Raw genomic sequence first — 22,110 nt, 5'->3', positions numbered from 1 at the left:
GCGTTGACTTCCAGAGAAGTTTTCGCATCCTATCTCCCGTCACGCCATTTGGGCCGATTGACGAACATAGTTGCGCCAGCCGCCGAACTCGGTGATCTCTCGGCCATCTGCGACTGCATGCGCTTCGCATAAGAAACCCGTGATGCAACTTGCGTCGTCGAGGGTGATCTTGCCGACGCCAAGCGGCGCCGGAATGCTTTGGACAAAGCGGGCAAATGCGGCCGGTGGCAGCGCCCAGACCTCGATCTCCACACCATCGCCGGCAAAGCCCGGATCTCGTACCAGCCCCGGCTTGGGCGGGATCGTGCCGTTGAGGGCGAAGAGGCGGTAGCTGCCATCCGTTCGTCCTGTTCTCAACCTGTATCCGCCCGTTCGCGTCAGTTCGTGGTTTAGCGGCATATCCGTCAGATGGGCACCGACGACGACGATCGGGACGAAGTCGTCGGCGGGGGGTAAAACGCGACTTGCCTCCGGCAGCGCGATGTTGCGGTCCTTGCCCATTCCGGCCTCCGCGGCGCGATGCAGAGCGTCGGCAAAGGGCGCCAGCGCGTCGTCGGTGAAGGCGGGTCCCACCAGCATCACGCCTGCGGGCAGATGACCGTCTGCATCAAAACCGGCGGGAATGGCGATCGCCGCGCAATCGAGCAGATTGGCGAAATTGGTATAGCGGCCGAAATGGCTGTTCTTGACGATCGGGTCCGCCTGCATTTCGCCGACGCTATAGCTGGTGGGGGACGTCGGCAGCATCAGGAAATCCACTTTCGCCCACTCGGCTCTTGTTTTCTGCCGCAATGCTTCCAGCTTGTAGCGGCCCTCGAAGGCGTCGACGGCATCATAGGCCTTTGCGCCCTCGATGATGGCCCGCACCGTCGGGTCGAAGTCGCCGCCATTCGTTGCCAGGAATTCCTTGACCGCCGCTAGCCGCTCGGCGACCCAGGGACCGTTGTAGAGCAGCTCGGCCGCTTGCCGGAATGGCGCGTAGTCGAAAGGCACGATCACCGCACCCAGCGAGCGGGCCCTTTCGATAGCCGCGTCATAGAGGGCTTCCACATCCCTGTTGCCGTAAAATTCCCGTTCCGCGCCGTCGAGTACGCCGATGCGCGGGCGCGTCGACGGCAGGCTTGCTGGAACAGCTTGCCGTGAAAACGGATCGCGGGCGTCGTAACCCTCCATGATCCGGCGAATTGCAACGCCGTCGCCGACCGTCGTGGCGAAGACGGTGACGACGTCGACGCTGCGGCATGCAGGCACCACGCCGACATTGGGTACCAGCCCCGGCGTCGGCTTGACGCCGACGAGATTGTTGAAAGCGGCCGGCACGCGGCCTGAACCGGCCGTGTCCGTGCCGAGCGAGAAGCTTGCCAGACCGGCCGCCACCGCGACGGCCGAGCCCGAGCTCGAGCCGCCGGAGACATAGTTGCGGTCAAACACCGAACGCGGAGCGCCATGCGGCGAACGCGTGCCGTTCAGCCCCGTTGCGAACTGGTCGAGATTGGTCTTGCCGATCACGATGGCGCCGGCAGCCCGTAATCGCGCGACGGTCGTGGCATCCGCCTGCGGGTGATAGGCGAAAGCCGGGCAGGCGGCCGTTGTCGGCAGGCCGGCGACGTCAATATTGTCCTTGACGGCAAAGGGAATGCCCCAGAGCGGCAGGCTGTTCGGTTCAGGCGCGCGGGCGACCAGCTCGCGGGCGGCGGCGCGCAATTCCTCTTCGGGCGTCATCGTGATGAAGATGGCCGGATCGTTGGACGAGCTGCGTCTCGTGATGATCTCCTCGATCAACTCGAGCGGGGAAAGTCCATTCGCATAGGCGGACCGCAGCGTGACAAGATCGAGAATGGTTGGGAGCATCAGATTTCCTCCAGAATGACCAGCACGTCGCCGGCTTTGACATTACGCCCGGGACCGGCGCGCAGATCGCGAACGCGTCCGCCGGCATGAGCGGTGACGTTTATTTCCATCTTCATGGATTCGATGATCGCCAATGTGTCGCCGGCGGCCACCGGCTGCCCCTCTTCGACCAGGATTTTCCAGACGTTGCCCGGCACGGCGCTTTCGACGCCGAAGCACCCTTGCGGGATGTCGCAGGAAAGTCCGGTACCGGCGTCTTCATCAACGGTAAAGCTATCGAGACCGAGTTCCTTCCAGCGTCGCCGCTCTGTTTCGAAGGCAGCCTGCTGCTTCGATTTGAAGGCGCCTATGGCGGCTGCCTCGCGGGCAAGCCCCTTGCCATAGGCGGCATAGGAGAACTCGCTTTCGTCTATCCTGACCGGATAGCCTCCGTGCGGGAACGCGGCGCGGGCTTCGGTCAGCTCTTCGTGGCTGACGGGGAAGAAGCGGATCTGATCGAAGAAGTCGAGCAGCCAAGGCTTGCCCTTGGCAAACACCGGCGTCTGCCGCCAGGTGTTCCAGACCTGGATGGTACGGCCGAAAAGCTGGTAACCGCCAGGACCTTCCATGCCGTAGATGCACATATAGGCCCCGCCGATACCGACGGCATTTTCCGGCGTCCAGGTGCGGGCCGGATTGTATTTTGTCGTCACCAGCCGATGGCGCGGATCGACCGGTGTCGCAACGGGTGCGCCGAGATAGACGTCACCGAGGCCAAGGACGAGATAGCTGGCATCGAACACGATATCGCGCACCGCCTGTTCATCCGGCAGGCCGTTGATGCGGCGGATGAACTCGATGTTATCAGGGCACCAGGGCGCGTTCGGCCGCACGAGTTCCTGGTATTTGCGCATGGCGAGCTCGGTATCCGGATCATTCCAGGAAAGCGGCAGATGGACAATACGGCTCGGGACCTTGACGTCTTGCGCCGCCGGCAGCCCCGCCTCGATCTCTGCCAGAAGGCCGAGCAGGCGCTTGCGGGTGAGTGCCGTACCGTCATAGTGGATCTGCAGCGAGCGGATGCCGGGCGTAAGGTCGATGATGCCAGGCAGACGCGCCCGCGACACGGCCTGCATCAGCAGGTGCACTCTCAGCCGTAGGCCGATGTCGAGCGTCATCGGTCCGTACTCGACGAGCAGATTGTCGTCGCCTTGGCGACGATACACGACGGAAACCGGGTCGTCGTCGCGCTTGCCAATGATCGGCGAGCCCAACGCTTCCTTCGCGCGATGCACAACCGGGCCGGCGATCGGATCTTCAGGCCGGGCGGCGGGATGAAAGCGGATACGGTCGCCAGGCTTGAACTGACCCATCTTCCATTGCTCGTCACGGGCAATCACGGCCGGGCAGACGAAGCCGCCAAGGCTCGGCCCGTCGGGACCAAGGATGATCGGCATGTCGCCCGTGAAGTCGATCGCGCCGATCGCGTAAGCGTTATCATGCAGGTTTGAGGGATGAAGGCCAGCCTCGCCACCATCGCTGCGCGCCCATTTCGGTGCGGGGCCTACGAGGCGCACCCCGGTACGGGCGCTGTTGAAGTGCACCTCGTAGCTGGCCGAGAACAGCGTCTCTATATCGCTGTCCTGAAAGAAATCGGGCGACCCATGCGGACCGTAGACGACGCCGACATCCCATTCGCGCGTCAGCTCCGCAGGGTCCGTTGCCGGCACCGGCGGCTTGGTCGCGACCTTGCGGGCAAGATGCAGAACGTGGCCGGTCTTCAGGGTGCCGGTGGCGTTGCCGCCGAATTGACCGAGGCCGAAAGTGGCGCGGGAGCCGAGGACAAGCGGGGCGGCAAAGCCGCCGGCGACTGCGAGATAGGCCCGCTGTCCCGGGCCGTCGATGCTGCCGACCGAGAGGATCTGGCCGGCCCTGATCATCACCGCCTCGCCATGCGGCAGTGTCTTTCCATCAATGCTCATCGGCATCCTTGCGCCGGCAAGAGCAACCAGCGCATCGGCATGAAATTTCAGGACCGGGCCGGACACCGTCAGCTCCAGCGCGGCGACCATATCATCATTGCCGACAAGGCGGTTGGCATGACGAAAGGAGCGCTCATCCATCGGGCCGCTCGGCGGTACGCCGACATGCCAGAGGCCAAGCCGACCCGGCAATTCCTGAATGCTTGACTGGGCGCCAGGCGCGATCACCTCGATGACATCAGGCACGAAGGAAAAGTCGCGCAGCGCCGTCGTCGCCACCTTGCCGCTGGCGAGGAGCTCGGAGCCGGCAATGGCGCTGAGATAATCGAGATTGGTCTCGATGCCGGTTATCGATGTTTCAGCAAGGGCCTTCCGCAGCTTTTCGATCGCCGCCGGGCGATCTTCGGCAGAGACGATCACCTTGGCGAGCATCGGATCGTAGAAGGGCGTTACTTCCGTGCCGGTTTCGATCCATCCGTCGATGCGCGCATTATGAGGAAAGACAACCTCCGTCAACAGGCCCGCGCTCGGGCGGAAGTCGGCATGCGGCATCTCTGCATAGACGCGCGCTTCAATGGCAGCACCTTTCGGCTCGAGGGCTGTTGCGCCCGAGAGCACGTCTTCACCCGCGGCCTGGCGGATCATCCATTCGACCAGGTCGATGCCGAACACGGCTTCGGTGACTGGATGCTCGACCTGAAGGCGAGTGTTGACCTCAAGGAAATAGAATTCCTCGCGCAGAGGATCGTAGATGAATTCGATCGTGCCTGCCGATTCATAGGAAACCGACGCGCCGAGATCGACGGCTGCCTTGTGCAGCCGGCCACGGGTTGCGGCTGCAAGGCCAGGGGCAGGGGTCTCCTCGACCACCTTCTGGTTTCGCCGCTGCAGCGAGCAGTCCCGCTCGCCGAGCGCAATGACATTGCCTCTGCCGTCGCCGAAGATCTGCACCTCGACATGCCGGGCATCCGCGACGAAACGCTCTATGTAGACGCGTGCGTCGCCGAAGCTTGCGCGCGCCGTACGCTGCACGCTCTCGAAGGAAGCCTTCAGGCTTTCCTGATCAGTGCAGAGCTGCATGCCGATGCCGCCGCCGCCGGCCGTACTTTTCAGCATCACGGGGTAGCCGATCGCTTCAGCTGCGGAAAGCGCTTCATCGGCGCTCGACAGCAGGCCCGTCCCTGGCAGAAGCGGTACGCCGCTCGCCTTGGCGAGTTCCCGAGCCGTGTGCTTCAAACCGAAGGCCGATAGATGCTCTGGTCGCGGGCCGATGAAGGCGATGCCTTCTGCTGCAAGCCGCTCGGCAAAACCGATATTTTCAGAAAGGAAGCCATAGCCGGGATGGACCGCATCCGCTCCCGTTGCCCTGCAGGCGGCGATGACGGCATCGACATTCAGGTAACTTTCGCTGGCCGGCGACGGGCCGACACGAACGGCTTCGTCGGCCATCATCACCGCTTTGGCGAAGCGGTCGGCATCGGAATAGACGGCGACCGAGGCAATGCCCATACCTCGTAGGGTCTTGATGACCCGCACGGCGATCTCACCGCGGTTGGCGATCAGAACTTTTCTGAACATGATCAATCCTCGCCGTCCCAGATCAGCACCCGGACCGGCGTCGGATCGAAGCCGTTGCACGGGTTGTTGATCTGCGGGCAATTGGAGATGACGCAGAGCACATCCATCTCGGCGAGAAGTTCGACATAGTCTCCCGCTGCGGAAATGCCGTCGACGATCGTCATCTCGCCATTGGGCTTGATCGGTACGTTCATGAAAAAGTTGATATTCGGCACGATATCGCGCTTGCTCATGCCGTGCTTGCTGACCTCGAGGATGAAGTTGTCGCGGCAGGCGTGCAGGTATTTCGTGCCATGGCCGAAACGCACCGTATTGCTCTCGCAGGAGCAGGCGCCGGCCGACGTGTCGTGGCGGCCGCAACTATCGGCCGTCATGGTCAGCATGACATTGCCTTCGCTCGATATGATCTTCGTGCCGATGCCGACATAGGCGCCACCCTGCATGCGCATCGTGTCCTGGTTGGAGTAGCGCTCCGAGAAATCATCGGCACGATAGAAGAGCGTGTCGATCGCCTGCTGGCCGTAGCTGTCTTCGATGCGGATGATCTGGCCCTTGCGCACGATCCCGGACCACGGCGTTTCGGCTGCAATGAAGTGGTCCTGAACGGCATTTTCCAAGGCGCGGGCAGCGGAGGTCTGGATGAAATCGGACATCGTCTTCTCCTCAGGCCTGCATCAGGGCGTTGTTTTCGAAACCGCGGATCGCTTCGGCCGTCCCCGTGCGGCAAAGATCGTCATCAGCGGGGACTGCCGGCTGATAGCGAGTGATGACAACAGGTTTCGGCTGGTAGATCGGATCCGGATCGAGCGGATGCGGGCAATTGGAAAAGCCGACCAGCATGTCCATCTCGGCACGAAGTTCGACGTAATCGCCGCTGTTGGAACGCTTCCCCTGCCAGCCGAAGCCGCCGGCCTCGGATAGGCGCACGGGCGCGAAGAGATTGAGGACGCCGGGAATATCGCGACGGGTAAGACCGAGCTTGCTGGCCACGAGGACCAGGTTATCGCGAGTGTTGCGCGTCTTTTCGCCCGGATATTTTGCTGCGTTCGAGGCCGCCGTCGAGCCGCCCATAAGGCAGTCATGGGCGCCGGAGCTGTCCTCGATCATCGAGAACATGACGCGGCCCATGTCGGAGAAGATCACGCGCCCTTTGCCGAGCGCCGTCGTCCACTGGACCTTGGCAGTATCGACGAGATTGATCCGTTCGCTGGTATCGGCGGCGCTCCAGGCGACGAGCGCCACGGTAGAATTGCCCTCCGCCTGATCGATGCGGATCGCCTCGCCGCGCGAGACTTTCGTCCACCAGTACCAGCCGCCGGGAATGGTTTCCTTGTGGATGATGGCGGCGGAGTCGATTGCCGGCGCCGGCAAGGGGCTGGGGCCGGGCAGTGCCTTTGGGGCGAATTCCAGCCCCTTCTTCTGATGTTCCTCGTAGCGCGCGCGGTTGGCGGCGATTTCTTCGGGTGAGCGTCCCACATGCATCATTGCATCTCTCCTGATGGTGCCAGGTCGTCCCGGCTGTGCCCCAGGGAAGCGACCGGGCCGTCCCGGTCGGGGCTGAAGATCGATGGCTGGCCGGCAAGGCGCGGCGGCCAGATGGAAATATCCTTGGTAATGGTGGCGCCGTAGCGCTCCCTTTCCTCCGGTCGGTTGCGACGGCGTTCGAAAGCCACGACGCGGTTCGCAAGCGTGAAGGCTTCGCGCATGTCATGCGTGACCATGACAACCGTCATCTGCGTCTCATGCCAGAGCCGCTTCATCAGCGTGTGAATCTCGGCGCGGATTCCCGGATCGAGCGCGCCGAAGGGTTCGTCGAGCAGCAGCACTTTCGGCTTCATGATCAGCGCTTGGGCCAGCGCAAGGCGCTGCTGCATGCCGCCAGAAAGCTGGGCCGGGTATTTGCCTTCGGAACCGGCAAGACCCACCTCGGCGATCAGCCGATGCGCCTCCTCGACAGCGTTGCGGCGGGCCGCGCCGAAGAGCTTGGACCGGTAGGGCGCGGCGGAGAATTCCCTGCCGATCAGCACATTGCCGAGCACGGTCAGATGCGGGAAGACGGAGTAGCGCTGGAAGACGACTCCGCGGTCCGGCCCCGGTTCCGGCGGCAGAGGCTCGCCGTCAAGAAGAAGCTTGCCCTTTGTCGGCTGCTCCTGGCCGAGCAGCATGCGCAGAAACGTGGACTTGCCGCAGCCGGAGGGCCCGACAAGCGCGACGAAGGCGCGCGAAGCGACGGTAAGCGACACGTCTTCCAGTACGATCTGGTCGCCATACTCCTTCCAGACCCGTTCGATCTTCAGTTCGCTCATGCCTGCTTCTCCAGGTCCGACCAGGGGAAGACGGCGATACGCAAGCGGTCGAGCATGGTGTTCATGACCACGGCAAGCAGCGTGATCCAGATGACATAGGGAAAGATGATGTCCATCGAGAGATAGCGGCGGACAAGGAAGATACGGTAGCCGAGGCCGGAATCGGACGAGATCGCTTCAGCGGCGATCAGGAACAGCCAGGCGGGGCCGAGCTGCAATCTGAGGCAGGTGATCAGCCGCGGCAGGATCTGGGGCAGCACAATACGCAAGGCAATCTGCCAGGAGGAGCCGCCAAGCGTTTCAGCTTTGACGATCTGTTCGCGGGGCAGCTCCAGTGCCTTCAATGCCAGGTCGCGGATCATCGTTGGCGCCACACCGATGACGATGAGGGCGATCTTCGAGGTTTCGCCGAGCCCCATGACGATGAAGAGGATCGGCAGAAGCGCGAGCGGCGGGACCATGGAGATCACGGTGATGAAGGGGGCAAGCAAGGCCCGCAGATAAGGCAGCATGCCGATCAGCATACCGATGAGCAGCGCGACCGCCGTCGAGATGCCGAGTCCGGAGAGCAGTCGGATCAGGCTGGCTCCGGTATCCGACCAGAGCAGATATTCACCCGTGCGCTGGTCGGCAACGAAGGCAAGACGGTTGATCGCATCGGCGAAGCCCGCGAGGCTCGGCAGAAGCTTGTCATTGGCATTTTCGGCCAGCCGCGCAGCCGAGCCGAAAGCATAGGCAAGGGCGAGCAGCACGAAGGGCAGCAGCGTCAAGGCAAGCTGCGCGCCCCGGCTTGGCCTCGTGTTGATCCAACGCATGGGAAATGCTCCGCTGGGAAAGGGAGGAGGAGCGGCGAACCGCACCCCTGTTGTGATCAGAACGAACCGTCGGCCGCTGCCTTCATGTAGGTCTCGGTGAAGCGCAGCTTCACATTGCCGGTATCGCCCAGTACCTTGCCGTCAGGCATTTCGATACCGATAACGTCGGCGGACGGCGCGCCATTGCCGAGCAGGCCCTTCTCGAAAAGGAAGCCGCGGACGAGATCCATGGTCTTCGGCAGGCTGGGCGAGGCGGTGAAGGCAACGGCGTCAGCCGGTTTGTCGAAGAGCTTGGTCGCGGCGAGCTGCGCCTCGAACCCTGCAAGGTCGGTGCCGGAAGCAGAGCCCATGGCTTCGCGGGCGGCTTTGCCCTCGGCGGTGTCGGCCCGCAGCAGCGCGGCGGTCTCGTACCAGATGCCGGCGAGAGCCTTGCCGAAATTCGGATTGTCCTTCAGCACGTCGGTATTGGCGACCATCAGGTCGATGATCTCGCCCGGGATCTGCGAGCTGTCGAAAACCTTCTTGGCACTGGGATCCTCCAGAATGGTGGAGACGAGCGGATTCCAGGTGACAACGGCGCTGACATCAGGGGTCTTGTAAGCCGCGACCATGTCGGCATCGGACGTATTGACCACCTTCACGTCGCGCTCGCTGAGCTTGATGCTTTCGAGCGCACGGGCGAGCAGATAATGCGAGACGGAAAATTCGACGAGATTGACGTTCTGGCCCTTGATGTCGCTGAGGCTCGCCTTGTCCTTCAGGATGACGGCGTCGTTGCCGTTCGAAAAATCGCCGACGATGACCGCCGTTGTGTCGACCCCGCCGGCGGCCGGGATCGAGAGGCCGTCCATGTTGGTGAGCGTCACGGCATCGAAGGCGCCCGCCGTGTATTGGTTCATCGACTCGACGTAATCGTTGAACTGGGTGACCTCGATGTTAATGCCGTATTTGTCGGCCCATTTTTTGACGATACCGTGGTCGGCGGCGTAGCCCCAAGGCATCCAGCCGACATAGATCGACCAGGCGACCTTGAAGCTGGTCTTCGGCGCCGCGCCGGCGGGAGAGCCGAACCCGAAAGCCAACGATGCCGAGACGGCCGCTACGGAAAGAATCTTCGAAAAAGTCTGCATAGAAATTCCCCTTTTTGCTTTTCAAAAAGGGATCGGCAAAGACCATCGCGCCGCCAATCCCTTGGCTTACGAGGTCTCCCGGGCTTTTGTCCCGCCGTGCATCCGGTGGGATTTCTCTCCCAGCCGGTGGTGGCTCTCGGACCAGCACGCTCCCGAAGGGAACGCCGGAACCCTAGCCACCAACTCACGAATATCGAAGCAAGCGGTGTGCCAGATTGTAACCTTTTGATTTGCCTCAAGGGGAGAATGCTGGCTTTCATTGGGAGTCCGCGAGTCATGCATTCTGCGCGAAATTTGTGCAATCTTTGCTGATATGACTGCTTGCCAGCCAGGCGTCCTCACCCTAGCGCAATGTGAAGCGCTCCTCCGGCCGCCAGATCTCAACCACATAAACCAGATGGCTGATCGAGCGCGCCGCACGATCAAGCCATACAAAGCGGAACTCGTTATAGGTGAGGACCGAGACGATGATCAGCGTCGACACGATGCCTGGCACAATGATTGGCACGACGATATGGACGAGAATCCGCAAAGCGGGAGCGGCGCCGCGTGCATATAGACTCGTCGCAGTCAACCGAGAGGTCTGACGCTCGGATCCAAATGATTTCGAGGACTGCGGTCGCGCCGTGCGAAAATTTCCGGTCCGGCCGTCGGTTATTCCGCGAGTGGATGCGGCATCTCGGCTATGGAGGTCGTCGCAGCCAACCCGCGGCTCTCCGCCTGGCCCATCGCCGTGACCAGTGCGATGATCGATTGGCGGATATCGGGATCGGCGATCTTCAGAAAGGCGCGATTGAGCACCAGTCCCTCTTTGGTTCGCAGGAATTCGGCAACCGGATCGGTATGGTCCGGTGCATCAAGCCCCCGCACCGCCAACGGCTGGGAGTCGCCCTGCTCGAAAAAGAAGCTCGGTGAGGCATGAAGCACCTCGGAGATCCGCTGCAAACGACTCGCGCCGATGCGGTTGATGCCCTTTTCATATTTCTGAACCTGCTGAAAGGTCACGCCGATCTGCTCGGCAAGCCGCTCCTGGCTCATTCCGAGCAGTTGCCGGCGCATTCTGATGCGCGCTCCGACATAACTGTCTATGGCATTCGGTGTCTTGACATTCATTGCGTATGGCCAGCCTCGATCGCATCTCAACCGGCGCAGCTGTAGTGCCCCTCTCAGCGGTTTTCCATGATTGTTTTCATATAGCATACCACATATGCGACGATCCCGGCTGACTGTGATATGAAAACCCCCATCGAAAAGACCGGCCGAGCGCTTGAACCAGCTCGACGGAAGGCAAATCGAACAAAAGCCGTACCAATCCCGGAGAAACCGGGCTGGCGATTGCTGCCAGGCGTGGGTTAAATGCTTCTCAGCGACCGTCGCTCGACAGTCTTGCCAGCCCGGATCGCCGCAAATCCATCGAAAACGACGCAGCACGGCACTGATCGTGCCCGTTCAGGAGAATATTGATGGCAACCGTTGCCGAAGGCGCGCCCCGTTTCGAAAAAACGACGATGTCTATTCTGATGGCGGTCAGCTTCTGCCATATGCTGAACGACATCATGCAGTCGCTGCTCGCCTCGCTCTATCCGCTGTTCAAGGCGAATTACGATCTGGACTTCGTGCAGATCGGCCTTCTTACCATGACATTTCAGGTCACCGCCTCTCTGCTGCAGCCGGCGGTCGGCATCGTCACTGATCGCTGGCCGATGCCCTATTCTCTGCCGGTCGGCATGGCGAGCACCTTTTGCGGGCTTATTCTGCTCGGCAACGCCGGCAGTTTCGCACTGCTGCTGTTGGCAGCAAGCCTGATCGGCTTCGGTTCGGCGGTCTTCCACCCGGAATCCTCGCGTGTTGCCCGTCTTGCCTCGGGCGGTCGTCACGGTTTCGCGCAATCCTTTTTCCAGGTCGGTGGCAATGCCGGGCAGGCGATCGGTCCGCTGCTCGCCGCCTTCATCGTGCTGCCCCTCGGCCAGCACAGCGTCTCCTGGTTTGCCGCCATCGCCATGGTCGGCATGATCGTGCTGAGTTGGGTGGGCAACTGGTACATGAGCCATAGGCGCCAGAACGCCAGCAGGCCGGCCGTCAGTCGAACCCTGCCGCTGCCACAGAATAGAGTCGTCTGGGCGCTGCTGATCCTCGTGCTGCTGACGGCAACGAAGAATGTCTACATGGCGAGCGTTTCCAGCTACTTCACCTTCTATGTCATCGACAAATTTGAACTCAGCGTGCAGCAGGCTCAGCTGATGCTCTTCCTGTTCCTCGGCTCGGTTGCCGTCGGCACTTTCCTCGGTGGGCCGATCGGCGATCGCTTCGGTGCCCGTTTCGTCATCTGGTTTTCGATCCTCGGCGTCATTCCCTTCGCATTGCTGCTGCCCTATGCGAATCTTCTCTGGACGGGCGTGCTCAGCGTCGTCATCGGCCTGATCTTCGCGTCGGCATTTTCGGCGATCGTCGTTTTTGCTCAGGAGCTGGTGCCCGGCCGCGTCGGCCTGATTGCCGGCGTCTTCTTCGGCTTCGCGTTCGGGGCAGGGGGGCTTGGTGCGGCGCTGCTCGGTGATTTTGCCGATACGCACGGCATCGACTTCGTTTACCGCATCTGCTCCTACCTGCCGTTGCTCGGCCTGCTGACGATCTTCCTGCCGCGTATCCCGAAGCAGAAACCGGCCTGAGGTTATATGGTCCGCAAGCAATGCGAAGATTTTCCTCCGCCTCTGGATGGGGAGGATTGGCATGGCTTTACCCTGATGTCGCCCACACTTGGACAGGCGCTGCGCCATCACGATCTCGGCGAGCGGCCCCTCAAGCGCCGCCTTCATTCTTTAGAACATGCTTAAGGGCCGCAATTAATCCATAAATTTGATGGAAATTTATCCTGCCGATATTGAAGGCAGGGCAAGAGTTTTTCAGGCTCTTCCTTCACATCAGACGTTCGTGCTTCGCCCCTGATCCGCGCATTTGCCATGCTCAGCCTGCTCAAGGCGTTCGGCCTCATTCAGTCAGACGGGATATAATAATGACCAACAACAAAAAACTTCACGGACTACAGCTTTCGCGCCGGGCGGTTGTTGCCGCCGCCGCCGTTTCCGCTGCCGCGCTTTTTACCTTTGCAGCACCCGCTCCCTCCTTCGCCGAGGACAAGTCGATCAAGGTCGGCATCATGGCCGGCGAAGAGGAGGACATCTGGCGTGTCGTGACGAGCGAGGCGGCCAAGAAAGGCCTTAAGATCGAGACCGTCGTCTTCAACGACTACACGCAGCCGAACGAAGCGCTGGAGCAGGGCGAGATCGACGCCAACGCCTTCCAGCATCAGCCCTATTTGGATAACCAGATCCAGCAGCACGGCTATCATATCGTCCGCGCCGGCTACACCGGGGTCTGGCCGATCGGCCTCTACAGCAAGAAATACAAGTCCGTCGCCGAAATCCCGGAAGGGGCGGTCGTCGGCGTCCCGAACGATCCCTCGAACGAAGGCCGGGCGTTGCGCGTTCTTCAGAGCGAAGGCCTAATCAAGCTGAAGGACGGCACGGGCATTCTCGCCACCGTCGCCGACGTCAGCGACAATCCGAAGAAAATCGAGATCAAGGAGCTCGATGCCGGCATCGTCGGCCGCTCGATCGATGATCTCGATGCCGGCGTCGTCAATACCGATTGGGCTTTGAAGAGCGGCCTTTCTCCGGCCGAACGTATCGCGCAGGAGCCGGTAGCCGATAATCCGTACCGCAATTTCATCGCCGTCAAGGACGAGAACAAGGATGCGGACTGGGTCAAGACGCTTGTGTCGTCTTATCAGAACGACACCGTCAAGGCCGAATTCGACAAGGTCTACAAGGGGACGGGTCTCAGCGCCTATTGATCCGAAACTCGGCTGGGGTTAAGGCCTGCCGAAAGGCGGTCCGGGCGTTTCACGCCGGGACCGCCTTTGGCGTTTGTAAGGAAAAAGCAGATGAATTCCTTTGTTTCTGCCACGACAATCGAGCCGCAGCCGCAAGCTGCAGCGGTCGAAGAGGTGGTAAGGCTTGTCGATGTGAAGCGGCGGTTCGGAACCACGGCGGCACTCGACGGTATTTCGCTAAGCGTGAAAAGGGGAGAGATCCTCGGCATCATCGGCCGCAGCGGTGCCGGCAAGTCGACGCTGATCCGCTGCCTGAACGGGCTGGAGCGCGCCGACAGTGGCGATATGGTTATTGAGGGCCGCGATATCACCGGGCTTCAAGAACAGGAACTGCAGCCGCTGCGCCGCCGCATCGGCATGATCTTCCAGCACTTCAACCTGCTTTCCTCCAAGACCGTCGAAGACAATGTCGCCCTGCCGCTGAAGATCGAGGGCGTTGCCAAGGCCGAGCGCCTGCGGCGGGCGCGTGAGCTGCTCGAGCTCGTCGGGCTTGCCGACAAGGCGAAGGCCTATCCCGCCTCGCTCTCCGGCGGTCAGAAACAACGCGTCGGCATCGCGCGCGCGCTCGCTGCACGCCCGGCGCTGCTGCTGTCCGACGAGGCGACGTCGGCGCTCGATCCCGAGACGACCCGGTCGATCCTGTCCTTGCTCAAAGATATCAACCGCAAACTCGGCCTGACCATTCTGCTTATCACGCATGAGATGGAAGTGGTGCGCGGGATTGCCGATCGTGTCGCGGTCATCGATGCCGGGCGGATCGTCGAGGAGGGCCAAGTCTGGTCGGTCTTTGCCAATCCGCAGGAAGCGATCACCCGGAGCCTGCTCGGCGGCATCCGACCGCAGCTTCCCGATCATATTGCCGGCCGGCTGTCTGCGACATCTGGCAGCGAGGTGATCCTCAGTGTCGATCTTGCCGGACCTGAAGCCCAAGGCGCGCTGTTTGCCGAGCTGTCGGCAGCGCTGCCGCACTCCTTCCGCCTCGTCCATGGCGGCATCGATCATATCCAGAACCAGCCGGTGGCGCGGTTCTTCATCGCCGTTCCCGCGCGCGACCCCGCGCTCGCCGGAAAGGTCGAACAATTCCTGACGGCCCGGTCCGCCCGGGTGGAGGTGCTTGGTTATGACGCCGATCATGCTTGAACTGCTTCTTCGCTCGCTTTGGGAGACGGTCCTGATGACCGTCGCCTCGGGAGTGATTTCGCTCGTCGCCGGCCTGCCGCTCGGCCTTGCCCTCGTCGTCACGGCGCGCGGCGGCATCGCCGAAAATCTCTGGATCAACCGCATGCTCGGCGCCGTTATCAACGGCTTCCGTTCGGTGCCCTTCATCATCCTGCTGGTGGCGTTGATCCCGCTAACGCGGCTGATCGTCGGCACGGCGCTTGGCACCTGGGCGGCCATCGTGCCGCTCGCCATCGCCGCCACGCCTTATTACGCCCGCATCGCCGAAGTGTCGTTGCGTGAGGTCGACCGTGGCCTGATCGATGCGGTGCGCGCCATGGGCGGCAATCGCTGGACCATCGTGCGCGAAGTGCTGGTGCCCGAGGCGCTGCCGGGTATTGTCGCCGGCTTCACCGTCACGCTGGTGACGCTGATCGGCGCCTCGGCCATGGCAGGTGCGATCGGCGCCGGCGGCCTCGGCGACCTCGCCATTCGCTACGGCTATCAGCGTTTCGAAACCAATGTGATGATCGCAGTCGTGGCAGTCCTTGTCATCCTCGTCTGCGGCATTCAGTGGCTCGGTGACCGGCTGGTCGCCAAGCTGGATCACAAATAGATGAGCCCGCGAACCCGCGGCGGATGAGTGGCAGGCGCGATCGATGCTTTGCTGCGTTCAACGTCCTAAGGCTTTATCGCATTGTGCGCCTATGAAATGATAAGGTGCAATGAAAGAGCCGGAGGAAGGCATGACGAAGAAGACGCTGTCGGATTGGGCGGAGCTTGCGCAGAAGGAGCTGGGTGCTTCGCCGGAAACGCTGACCTGGCAGACGCCGGAAGGTATTGCCGTGAAGCCGCTCTATACGGCCGAGGATCTCGAAGGCGCCGCCCACCTCGGCTCGCTTCCCGGCTTTGCGCCGTTTACCCGCGGCCCGCGCGCCACGATGTATGCCGGTCGGCCGTGGACAATCCGTCAATATGCCGGCTTCTCGACGGCAGAGGAATCGAACGCCTTCTACCGTCGCAATCTGGCCGCCGGCCAGAAGGGCCTGTCGGTCGCCTTCGATCTCGCCACCCATCGCGGTTATGACAGCGATCATCCGCGCGTCGAAGGCGATGTCGGCAAGGCGGGTGTGGCGATCGACAGCGTCGAGGACATGAAGATCCTGTTCGACGGCATTCCGCTCGGGGAAATGTCTGTGTCGATGACCATGAACGGTGCGGTCATCCCGATTCTCGCCTCCTTTATCGTCGCCGGCGAGGAGCAGGGGGTGGCGAGGGCCGACCTTTCAGGCACCATCCAGAACGATATCCTCAAGGAGTTCATGGTCCGCAACACCTATATCTATCCGCCGGAACCCTCGATGCGGATCGTTGCCGACATCATCGAATATACGGCAAGGGAGATGCCGAAATTCAACTCAATCTCGATCTCCGGCTATCACATGCAGGAGGCCGGCGCGACGCTGGTGCAGGAGCTCGCCTTCACGCTGGCCGACGGTCGCGAATATGTCAGGGCGGCGATCGCCAAGGGCCTCAACGTCGACGATTTTGCCGGAAGGCTCTCCTTCTTCTTCGCGATCGGCATGAACTTCTTCATGGAGGCGGCGAAGCTGCGCGCCGCCCGGCTGCTCTGGACCCGGATCATGGAGGAGTTCCAGCCGAAGAAGGCGGCCTCACTGATGCTGCGCACCCATTGCCAGACCTCCGGCGTCTCGCTGCAAGAGCAGGATCCCTATAACAACATCATCCGCACCGCCTTCGAGGCGATGTCGGCCGTGCTCGGCGGCACCCAATCGCTGCACACCAATTCCTTCGACGAGGCGATCGCGCTGCCGACGGAATTTTCCGCCCGCATCGCTCGCAACACCCAGCTCATCCTGAGCCACGAAACCGGCGTCACCAAGGTGATCGATCCGCTGGCCGGCTCCTACTATGTCGAGAGCCTGACGCAGGAGCTTGCCGATAAGGCCTGGGCGTTGATCGAGGAGGTGGAAGCCCTCGGCGGCATGACCAAAGCCGTCAATGACGGCCTGCCGAAGCGACTAATCGAGGAGGCGGCGGCGCGCCGTCAGGCGGCCGTCGACAAGGGCGAGGAGGTCATCGTCGGCGTCAACCGCTACAGGCTCGACAACGAGCAGCAGATCGACATTCTGAAGATCGACAACAGCGCGGTGCGCAATGCCCAGATCAAACGGATCGAGGAGACCAGGCGGCGGCGCGACGGCAATGCGGTGCGCGAGACATTGGCCACCCTTTCGGAAGTGGCGCGCAGCGGCAGGGGCAACCTGCTCGAAGCCGCGATCGAGGCGGCACGAGCCCGTGCCACCGTCGGCGAAATCTCCGATGCCATGCGCGATGCCTTCGGCGACTATGCCGCAACGCCCGAGGTCATCACGGGCGTTTATGGCGAGGCCTATGACAACGAGCCGGAACTCGCCGTCCTCAAGGAGCGCATGACGGAGGTCACCGAAGCGATGGGGCGCCGGCCGAAAATCATGGTCGCGAAACTCGGCCAGGACGGGCATGACCGGGGCGCCAAGGTGATCGCCTCGGCCTTCGGCGATATCGGCTTCGATGTGCTTGCCGGCCCGCTTTTCCAGACGCCGAACGAGGCAGTCGACATGGCGCTTGACGAAAAAGTCAATGTTGTCGGCGTGTCGTCGCTGGCAGCAGGCCACAGGACGCTGCTGCCGCAATTGATCGACAGGCTGAGAGCGCAGGGCGGTGACGATATCATCGTCGTTTGCGGCGGCGTGATCCCGCGGCAGGACTATGAGTTCCTGCACGAACACGGCGTTGCCGCCGTGTTCGGTCCGGGCACAAACGTCCTCGAGGCGGCAAACTCCGTCCTCGACCTACTGCAGGGCAGGCGGCGGAACCAGTAGTTACAGCAATCCGCGCTTCGCCAGGTTGCTCATCAGCGCCGCTATGCCGAAGGTCCAGGGCGGGCATTCGGTGGAGAGGCGGACGGTGTTGACGAGCGCGCCGAGCCCGGCCGAGGAGATCTCGACGACATCGCCGATCTTGTGCGTGAAACCCTGCTTCGGTGCGTCGCGATCCTGCGTCGGCGCAAACAGCGTGCCGAGAAAGAGCACGAAACCGTCGGGATACTGATGATGAGGCCCGAGCGTCTGTTTGACGAGATCGGTCGGATCGCGGCTGATCTGCGACATCGAACTTTTGCCGTTGAGCACGAAGCCATCGCGGCCGGTGACCTTGAGGTCGAGTTCCGCCTTGCGCACCTCATCCAGCCCGTAACCGGCATCGAACAGACGAATGAAGGGACCGATCGCACAGGAGGCGTTATTGTCCTTGGCCTTGCCGAGCAAGAGCGCCGAACGGCCTTCGACGTCACGCAGATTGACGTCATTGCCGAGTGCGGCCCCCTTGATCTCGCCGCGGCTATTGACCGCCAGCACGATTTCCGGCTCGGGATTGTTCCAGGTCGAGATCGGATGCAGGCCGACATCCGCACCCCAGCCGACCGAGGACAGCACTGGCGCCTTGGTAAAGACCTCGGCGTCGGGTCCGATACCGACCTCGAGATATTGCGACCACATGCCCTCATCGATCAGGGCCTGCTTGACCTTGGCGGCCTCCGGCGAACCGGCCTTCAGATTGGTGAGACTGCCGCCGATCAGCGTGCTGACGCGCTCGCGGATCGAGGCGGCGCGCTCCGGATTGCCGGCCGCCTTCTCCTCGATGACGCGCTCGATCATCGACTGGGCGAAGGTAACGCCGCAGGCCTTGACCGCCTGCAGGTCGACGGGAGCCAGCAGATAGGGACGCACCTTATCCGGCGTCCCCATGCTGTTGCCCGCGACTTCCTCCAAGGTACCGACCGCCTTGCCCTTTGCGGCGCGGACGAAGCCGGCGGCATCTTGTTTTTCAATCAGGGCGCTGAGCGTCGGCGCGTCGCGCGAGGTAATGTCGACCAGCATCCCATCGCGGAGCGTGACGATGCTCGGGCCGGAAGCCTCGGGGCTCCAGACGCGGCCGACAAAAAGACCCGCCGTAGCAGCGGCATCGAGAAGGGGATGAGACATGGTGATCCTCCGTCACAGGCAAGCGGGAGCGCTCTTTGAATATCTTCGAGGTCGTTGCCGCCCTCCAACCCGGCGGTGGCGGAAATCGATCACATTCACGCAGACTGGGCAAGACATGCTGGAGAAAAAGACTTTCGTCCAATCGGATCGAATAAGCGACCTATCGGCAAAACGGCGCAGGAAGCCAGTAAATAACTATTTAGATACAAAATAGCTATTTGATTTCAGCTATTTAGATATATCCGTACGCACTTTCAGCCTCGAACTCGCCTTGACAGGAAGCAAGTTTCGTTATCTGTTTTGCCCGACATGGAGAATGCCGGCCTCAGCCGGCGCTCAGAAAATTCGGGGAGGATATTGCAGCGATGTTGAGATTTGCCGTCGTCGGAATCGACCATGGGCATACATTCGATCATGTGAAGGGATTGCTTGCCGCAGGCGGCGAGTTCGCTGGCTATTGCCCGCAGACCTCGGTGCCGGCATTGCGCGAAGCCTTCGAAAAGACCTATCCCGATGCGCCGCAGATCGATCGCGAGAAGCTGTTCGACGATCCCTCGATCGACGTCATCTGCATTGCCGCGATCCCGCGCGACCGCGCCGGGCTTGCCCTCCGGGCGATGAAAGCGGGCAAGGACGTGATGACCGATAAGCCTGGCGTCACGACCTTCGCCCAACTCGAGGAGGTTAAGCGCACCGTTGCCGAAACCGGCAAGATTTTCTCGATCTGCTTTTCCGAGCGCCATTGCGTGCGCTCCGCCGTCAAGGCCGGCAAGCTCGTCGCCGACGGCGCGATCGGCAAGGTGATCCAGACGCTCGGCGTCGGCCCGCATCGGCTGCAGCTGCCGACCCGGCCGGACTGGTTCTTCGATCCGGAGGCCTTCGGGGGTATCATCGTCGACATCGCCTCGCATCAGGTCGACCAGTTCCTGTTCTATACCGGCTCGACGTCGGGCGAGGTCATCGCCAGCTCGATCGGCAATTTCGGCATGCCCGACAAGCCGGCCTTCCAGGATTTCGGTGAAGTGCTGCTGCGCTCCGACAGAGCGGCAGGTTATGTCCGGGTCGACTGGTTCACCCCGGAGGCGCTGCCGACCTGGGGCGACGGACGCCTCACCATCCTCGGCACCGAGGGTTATATCGAACTGCGCAAATATATCGATATTGCCGGCCGGCCGGGCAAGGATCATCTCTTCCTCGTCAACGGCAAGGAGATGACCCATATCGATTGCAGCGGCGAGAAACTCGATTATTTCGACGCTTTCACCGCCGATGTCACCAACCGCACGCAGACGGCGATGACGCAGGATCATGTGTTCGAAGTCTGCCGCCTTTCGCTCGAAGCCCAGACGAAAGCCGCGCGCATCGGCGCTCGCTGAGGAGGAAAACATGACCAGGAAATTGCGCGTCGGCGTCATCGGCGCAGGCATTGCCGCGCGGCATCTGACCGGCTTTGGCTGGAACAAGGATCTTTTTGAGGTTCCCGTGCTCTGCTCGCTCGATGAAGACCGCGGCAAAGCGCTGTGCGAGGAGTTCGGCATCGATGAATATACCCAGGATGCGGATTCGCTGTTTGCCCGCGACGATCTCGACATCATTGATATTTCGACGCCACCGAGCTCGCATTTCGAGCTTTGCCGCAAGGGCATTGAATCCGGCAAGCACGTGATCTGCGAGAAGCCGCTCTTCGGCTCGATTGCCGAGGTCGATGAGATGGAGCGCATCCTCGCCCGTTTCCCCGGCAGGAAGCTGATGCCGATCTTCCAGTATCGTTACGGCTCCGGCCTGCAGAAGCTGAAGCTGCTGATCGAAAGCGGTCTGGCCGGCAAGCCGTTCCTGACGACGATCGAGACCCATTGGTGGCGCGGCCCGGACTATTACGCCGTGCCGTGGCGCGGCAAATGGGCGACCGAGCTCGGCGGCGGTCTTCTCGGCCACGCGATCCACGCCCATGACATGCTGAATTACGTGCATGGCCCCTGTGCCGAGGTGTTTTCCTATGGCGCCACCCTGGTCAACCCGATCGAGGTCGAGGATACGGCAGCGCTTTCGGTGAAGATGCAGAACGGCTCGCTGGCGACGCTGTCGATGACGCTCGGCTCGCGCAAGGAGATCTCGCGGCTGCGTTTCTGCTTCAGCGATCTTGTCGCCGAAAGCATTCTCGAACCCTATACGATGGGCCGCGATCCCTGGGTCTTTACCGCCGGAACCGAGGAGCATCAGGCGCGGATCGACGCGGCGCTGGCCGCCTACGTGCCCGGCGAGGACGGCTATACCCGCCAGTTCGAGCTGTTCCACCGGGCGATCGTCGAGGACACGGATCCGCCGGTGACATTGCAGGATGCTCGCAATTCGCTGGAGCTGGTGACGGCCGCCTATTTCTCGCAGCGCACCGGCATGCCAACGCCGATGCCGATCGCCGCCGATCATCCGCTCTACCGCTCCTGGCTTCCGAAAGAACAGCGCGCGGCTGCCGGCCTGTGAGCAAAGCAGGAGAGGGGCGTTAAAAGGGCTACGGACGTGGAGCCTTCCGACGAGGCCTTCGAACGATCAAATGGGGAATGCCGGACTGGGCTTGGCATCCACCTTGAAACGTTTCTTGACCCGATCGACGGGCGTTCCATCCAGCAGCGGAACCTGGATGAGCCTGTCATAGGGCTCGAAGCCCATCTTTGCGTAATAAGCAAGACCGCCGACATTGTCGGCACGAATGGTCGCATTGATGAATTCGAGCCCGAGCTCTTCGGCTGCAGCCCGCGTCGCCGGGAAAAGGGCGCTGCCTGCGCCGGATATCCTCGGGCTCATGCGGGCAAATGTTGCGATATCGGCATAACCCTTCGGCGGATCGCCGTACACGCTCAACGACTGAAAGCCAACAAGCGACCGATCATGCTCGGCTACGTGGCAGACAAGGGGAAACTCGCCGTCGATGAACCAGTCTGCGAATTCCGCGACCGTAAGCGGTGTCTCGAGCGCGGTTGTTCCGCCGGCCAGGATGATCTCGTTCAGGAGACCGCACAGTTCCTCCGCTTCGGCGGGTACCGCTCTTCGAATATTCATGTTTTTGGTCGCTCCATCTCTCAATCGGCAGCGTAGCCGATGGCCGCGATGGAGCACAAGCCACCCGTCTGCCGCCTGCTGCAATCTTCGCTCATCCTTGAAATTCCAAGCCGTCGATGAAATTTCTCGCAATCGGAACAGAAAGAAGCACCCATGCTAAAATCTTTCGAGCGTGTCGCCTGACAGTCAGCGATATGGACCGCACGGTCGCAAGATGATGGCTGACGGCACTGAGGTCGCCTTTCTCGACGCTGGCGGCTGCATGCTTGAAATTGTTGCGCCCGGCGGGTGGTGCGGTAAGGGCGGTTGATATTCGGGT

The 22,110-nt window shown here is 61.8% G+C and carries 18 protein-coding genes, 1 pseudogene and 1 riboswitch; of the genes and pseudogenes, 8 read left to right on the top strand and 11 right to left on the bottom strand.

Annotated features, from left to right (window positions below; genetic code table 11):
- Positions 1-39 precede the first annotated feature (39 nt).
- From atzF to PYR71_RS08820, 9 genes are all read right to left on the bottom strand, one after another.
- The gene (atzF, locus tag PYR71_RS08860) at positions 40-1,851 is read right to left on the bottom strand and encodes an allophanate hydrolase (protein ID WP_275619038.1); all 1,812 of its coding nucleotides are present in this window, start codon (positions 1,849-1,851) and stop codon (positions 40-42) included.
- Positions 1,851-5,390, bottom strand: coding sequence for an urea carboxylase (gene uca / locus PYR71_RS08855; protein WP_275619037.1), 3,540 nt, complete (start codon positions 5,388-5,390; stop codon positions 1,851-1,853). The genes atzF and uca overlap by 1 nt, the downstream gene beginning before the upstream one ends.
- A gap of 2 nt (positions 5,391-5,392) precedes the next feature.
- Complete coding sequence (locus tag PYR71_RS08850; protein WP_275619036.1) at positions 5,393-6,043, bottom strand: urea amidolyase associated protein UAAP2; 651 nt, start codon at positions 6,041-6,043, stop codon at positions 5,393-5,395.
- Positions 6,044-6,053: 10 nt separating this feature from the next.
- Complete coding sequence (locus PYR71_RS08845) at positions 6,054-6,875, bottom strand: urea amidolyase associated protein UAAP1 (RefSeq protein WP_275619035.1); 822 nt, start codon at positions 6,873-6,875, stop codon at positions 6,054-6,056.
- Complete coding sequence (locus PYR71_RS08840) at positions 6,872-7,696, bottom strand: ABC transporter ATP-binding protein (protein WP_275619034.1); 825 nt, start codon at positions 7,694-7,696, stop codon at positions 6,872-6,874. Before PYR71_RS08840 ends, PYR71_RS08845 begins: the two co-directional genes overlap by 4 nt.
- Positions 7,693-8,511 carry an ABC transporter permease gene (locus tag PYR71_RS08835; RefSeq protein WP_275619033.1) on the bottom strand — a complete coding sequence of 273 codons (819 nt, stop codon included), beginning with the start codon at positions 8,509-8,511 and terminating at the stop codon, positions 7,693-7,695. Before PYR71_RS08835 ends, PYR71_RS08840 begins: the two co-directional genes overlap by 4 nt.
- A 56-nt stretch (positions 8,512-8,567) precedes the next feature.
- Positions 8,568-9,641 (bottom strand): putative urea ABC transporter substrate-binding protein, encoded by a 1,074-nt coding sequence (locus PYR71_RS08830; RefSeq protein ID WP_275619032.1) that lies wholly within the window; start codon positions 9,639-9,641, stop codon positions 8,568-8,570.
- A gap of 73 nt (positions 9,642-9,714) precedes the next feature.
- Positions 9,715-9,828, bottom strand: a riboswitch (guanidine-I (ykkC/yxkD leader).
- Between the two features lie 156 nt (positions 9,829-9,984).
- Positions 9,985-10,215: a hypothetical protein gene (locus PYR71_RS08825; RefSeq protein ID WP_275619031.1), complete on the bottom strand. Its 231-nt coding sequence runs from the start codon at positions 10,213-10,215 to the stop codon at positions 9,985-9,987.
- An 80-nt stretch (positions 10,216-10,295) separates the two neighbouring features.
- Positions 10,296-10,754: a helix-turn-helix domain-containing protein gene (locus tag PYR71_RS08820; RefSeq protein WP_275619074.1), complete on the bottom strand. Its 459-nt coding sequence runs from the start codon at positions 10,752-10,754 to the stop codon at positions 10,296-10,298.
- Positions 10,755-11,104: 350 nt separating this feature from the next.
- On the opposite strand from PYR71_RS08820, the gene PYR71_RS08815 reads away from it, so the two are divergent.
- The 5 genes from PYR71_RS08815 (at position 11,105) to scpA (ending at position 17,573) form a co-directional block, all read left to right on the top strand.
- Complete coding sequence (locus tag PYR71_RS08815) at positions 11,105-12,307, top strand: MFS transporter (protein WP_183916672.1); 1,203 nt, start codon at positions 11,105-11,107, stop codon at positions 12,305-12,307.
- Positions 12,308-12,651: 344 nt separating this feature from the next.
- Positions 12,652-13,491: a MetQ/NlpA family lipoprotein gene (locus tag PYR71_RS08810; RefSeq protein WP_275619030.1), complete on the top strand. Its 840-nt coding sequence runs from the start codon at positions 12,652-12,654 to the stop codon at positions 13,489-13,491.
- A 90-nt stretch (positions 13,492-13,581) separates the two neighbouring features.
- Complete coding sequence (locus PYR71_RS08805; RefSeq protein ID WP_275619029.1) at positions 13,582-14,670, top strand: methionine ABC transporter ATP-binding protein; 1,089 nt, start codon at positions 13,582-13,584, stop codon at positions 14,668-14,670.
- Positions 14,651-15,304, top strand: a complete 654-nt coding sequence (locus PYR71_RS08800) for a methionine ABC transporter permease (protein WP_183916678.1) — start codon at positions 14,651-14,653, stop codon at positions 15,302-15,304. Before PYR71_RS08805 ends, PYR71_RS08800 begins: the two co-directional genes overlap by 20 nt.
- Positions 15,305-15,434: 130 nt before the next feature.
- On the top strand, positions 15,435-17,573 hold the full coding sequence (scpA, locus tag PYR71_RS08795; protein WP_275619028.1) for a methylmalonyl-CoA mutase: 2,139 nt from the start codon (positions 15,435-15,437) through the stop codon (positions 17,571-17,573).
- Here scpA and PYR71_RS08790 read toward each other — a convergent pair whose 3' ends face one another.
- Entirely contained in the window at positions 17,574-18,734 is a 1,161-nt protein-coding gene (locus tag PYR71_RS08790; RefSeq protein WP_275619027.1) for a fumarylacetoacetate hydrolase family protein, read from the bottom strand.
- A gap of 365 nt (positions 18,735-19,099) precedes the next feature.
- Here PYR71_RS08790 and PYR71_RS08785 point away from each other — a divergent pair, with 365 nt between their 5' ends.
- Both PYR71_RS08785 and PYR71_RS08780 read left to right on the top strand, forming a co-directional pair.
- A complete protein-coding gene (locus PYR71_RS08785) occupies positions 19,100-20,110 on the top strand; it encodes a Gfo/Idh/MocA family protein (protein ID WP_275619026.1) in 1,011 nt (336 codons plus the stop codon).
- 10 nt (positions 20,111-20,120) lie between these two features.
- On the top strand, positions 20,121-21,215 hold the full coding sequence (locus PYR71_RS08780; RefSeq protein ID WP_275619025.1) for a Gfo/Idh/MocA family protein: 1,095 nt from the start codon (positions 20,121-20,123) through the stop codon (positions 21,213-21,215).
- 66 nt (positions 21,216-21,281) lie between these two features.
- Here PYR71_RS08780 and PYR71_RS08775 read toward each other — a convergent pair whose 3' ends face one another.
- The gene (locus PYR71_RS08775) at positions 21,282-21,791 is read right to left on the bottom strand and encodes a GNAT family N-acetyltransferase (RefSeq protein WP_275619024.1); all 510 of its coding nucleotides are present in this window, start codon (positions 21,789-21,791) and stop codon (positions 21,282-21,284) included.
- Positions 21,792-21,944: 153 nt separating this feature from the next.
- Between PYR71_RS08775 and PYR71_RS08770 the strand changes: the two are divergent.
- Positions 21,945-22,105, top strand: a pseudogene (locus PYR71_RS08770) (VOC family protein); the annotation flags it as partial.
- Positions 22,106-22,110: the final 5 nt, after the last annotated feature.

This window comes from Rhizobium mulingense (genome assembly GCF_029194105.1).
Taxonomy (GTDB): Bacteria; Pseudomonadota; Alphaproteobacteria; order Rhizobiales; family Rhizobiaceae; genus Rhizobium; species Rhizobium mulingense.
Note: the sequence above shows the minus strand (reverse complement) of the source record. Positions and strands in the feature narration are given on the sequence as shown.

Coding starts and splice junctions, on each gene's coding strand:
- PYR71_RS08845 (WP_275619035.1), bottom strand. CDS start 6,875: ATGATGCATGTGGGACGCTCACCCGAAGAAATCGCCGCCAACCGCGCG.
- PYR71_RS08785 (WP_275619026.1), top strand. CDS start 19,100: ATGTTGAGATTTGCCGTCGTCGGAATCGACCATGGGCATACATTCGAT.
- PYR71_RS08800 (WP_183916678.1), top strand. CDS start 14,651: ATGACGCCGATCATGCTTGAACTGCTTCTTCGCTCGCTTTGGGAGACG.
- atzF (WP_275619038.1), bottom strand. CDS start 1,851: ATGCTCCCAACCATTCTCGATCTTGTCACGCTGCGGTCCGCCTATGCG.
- PYR71_RS08840 (WP_275619034.1), bottom strand. CDS start 7,696: ATGAGCGAACTGAAGATCGAACGGGTCTGGAAGGAGTATGGCGACCAG.
- PYR71_RS08835 (WP_275619033.1), bottom strand. CDS start 8,511: ATGCGTTGGATCAACACGAGGCCAAGCCGGGGCGCGCAGCTTGCCTTG.
- PYR71_RS08775 (WP_275619024.1), bottom strand. CDS start 21,791: ATGAATATTCGAAGAGCGGTACCCGCCGAAGCGGAGGAACTGTGCGGT.
- PYR71_RS08805 (WP_275619029.1), top strand. CDS start 13,582: ATGAATTCCTTTGTTTCTGCCACGACAATCGAGCCGCAGCCGCAAGCT.
- PYR71_RS08780 (WP_275619025.1), top strand. CDS start 20,121: ATGACCAGGAAATTGCGCGTCGGCGTCATCGGCGCAGGCATTGCCGCG.
- uca (WP_275619037.1), bottom strand. CDS start 5,390: ATGTTCAGAAAAGTTCTGATCGCCAACCGCGGTGAGATCGCCGTGCGG.
- PYR71_RS08810 (WP_275619030.1), top strand. CDS start 12,652: ATGACCAACAACAAAAAACTTCACGGACTACAGCTTTCGCGCCGGGCG.
- scpA (WP_275619028.1), top strand. CDS start 15,435: ATGACGAAGAAGACGCTGTCGGATTGGGCGGAGCTTGCGCAGAAGGAG.
- PYR71_RS08815 (WP_183916672.1), top strand. CDS start 11,105: ATGGCAACCGTTGCCGAAGGCGCGCCCCGTTTCGAAAAAACGACGATG.
- PYR71_RS08850 (WP_275619036.1), bottom strand. CDS start 6,043: ATGTCCGATTTCATCCAGACCTCCGCTGCCCGCGCCTTGGAAAATGCC.
- PYR71_RS08790 (WP_275619027.1), bottom strand. CDS start 18,734: ATGTCTCATCCCCTTCTCGATGCCGCTGCTACGGCGGGTCTTTTTGTC.
- PYR71_RS08820 (WP_275619074.1), bottom strand. CDS start 10,754: ATGAATGTCAAGACACCGAATGCCATAGACAGTTATGTCGGAGCGCGC.
- PYR71_RS08830 (WP_275619032.1), bottom strand. CDS start 9,641: ATGCAGACTTTTTCGAAGATTCTTTCCGTAGCGGCCGTCTCGGCATCG.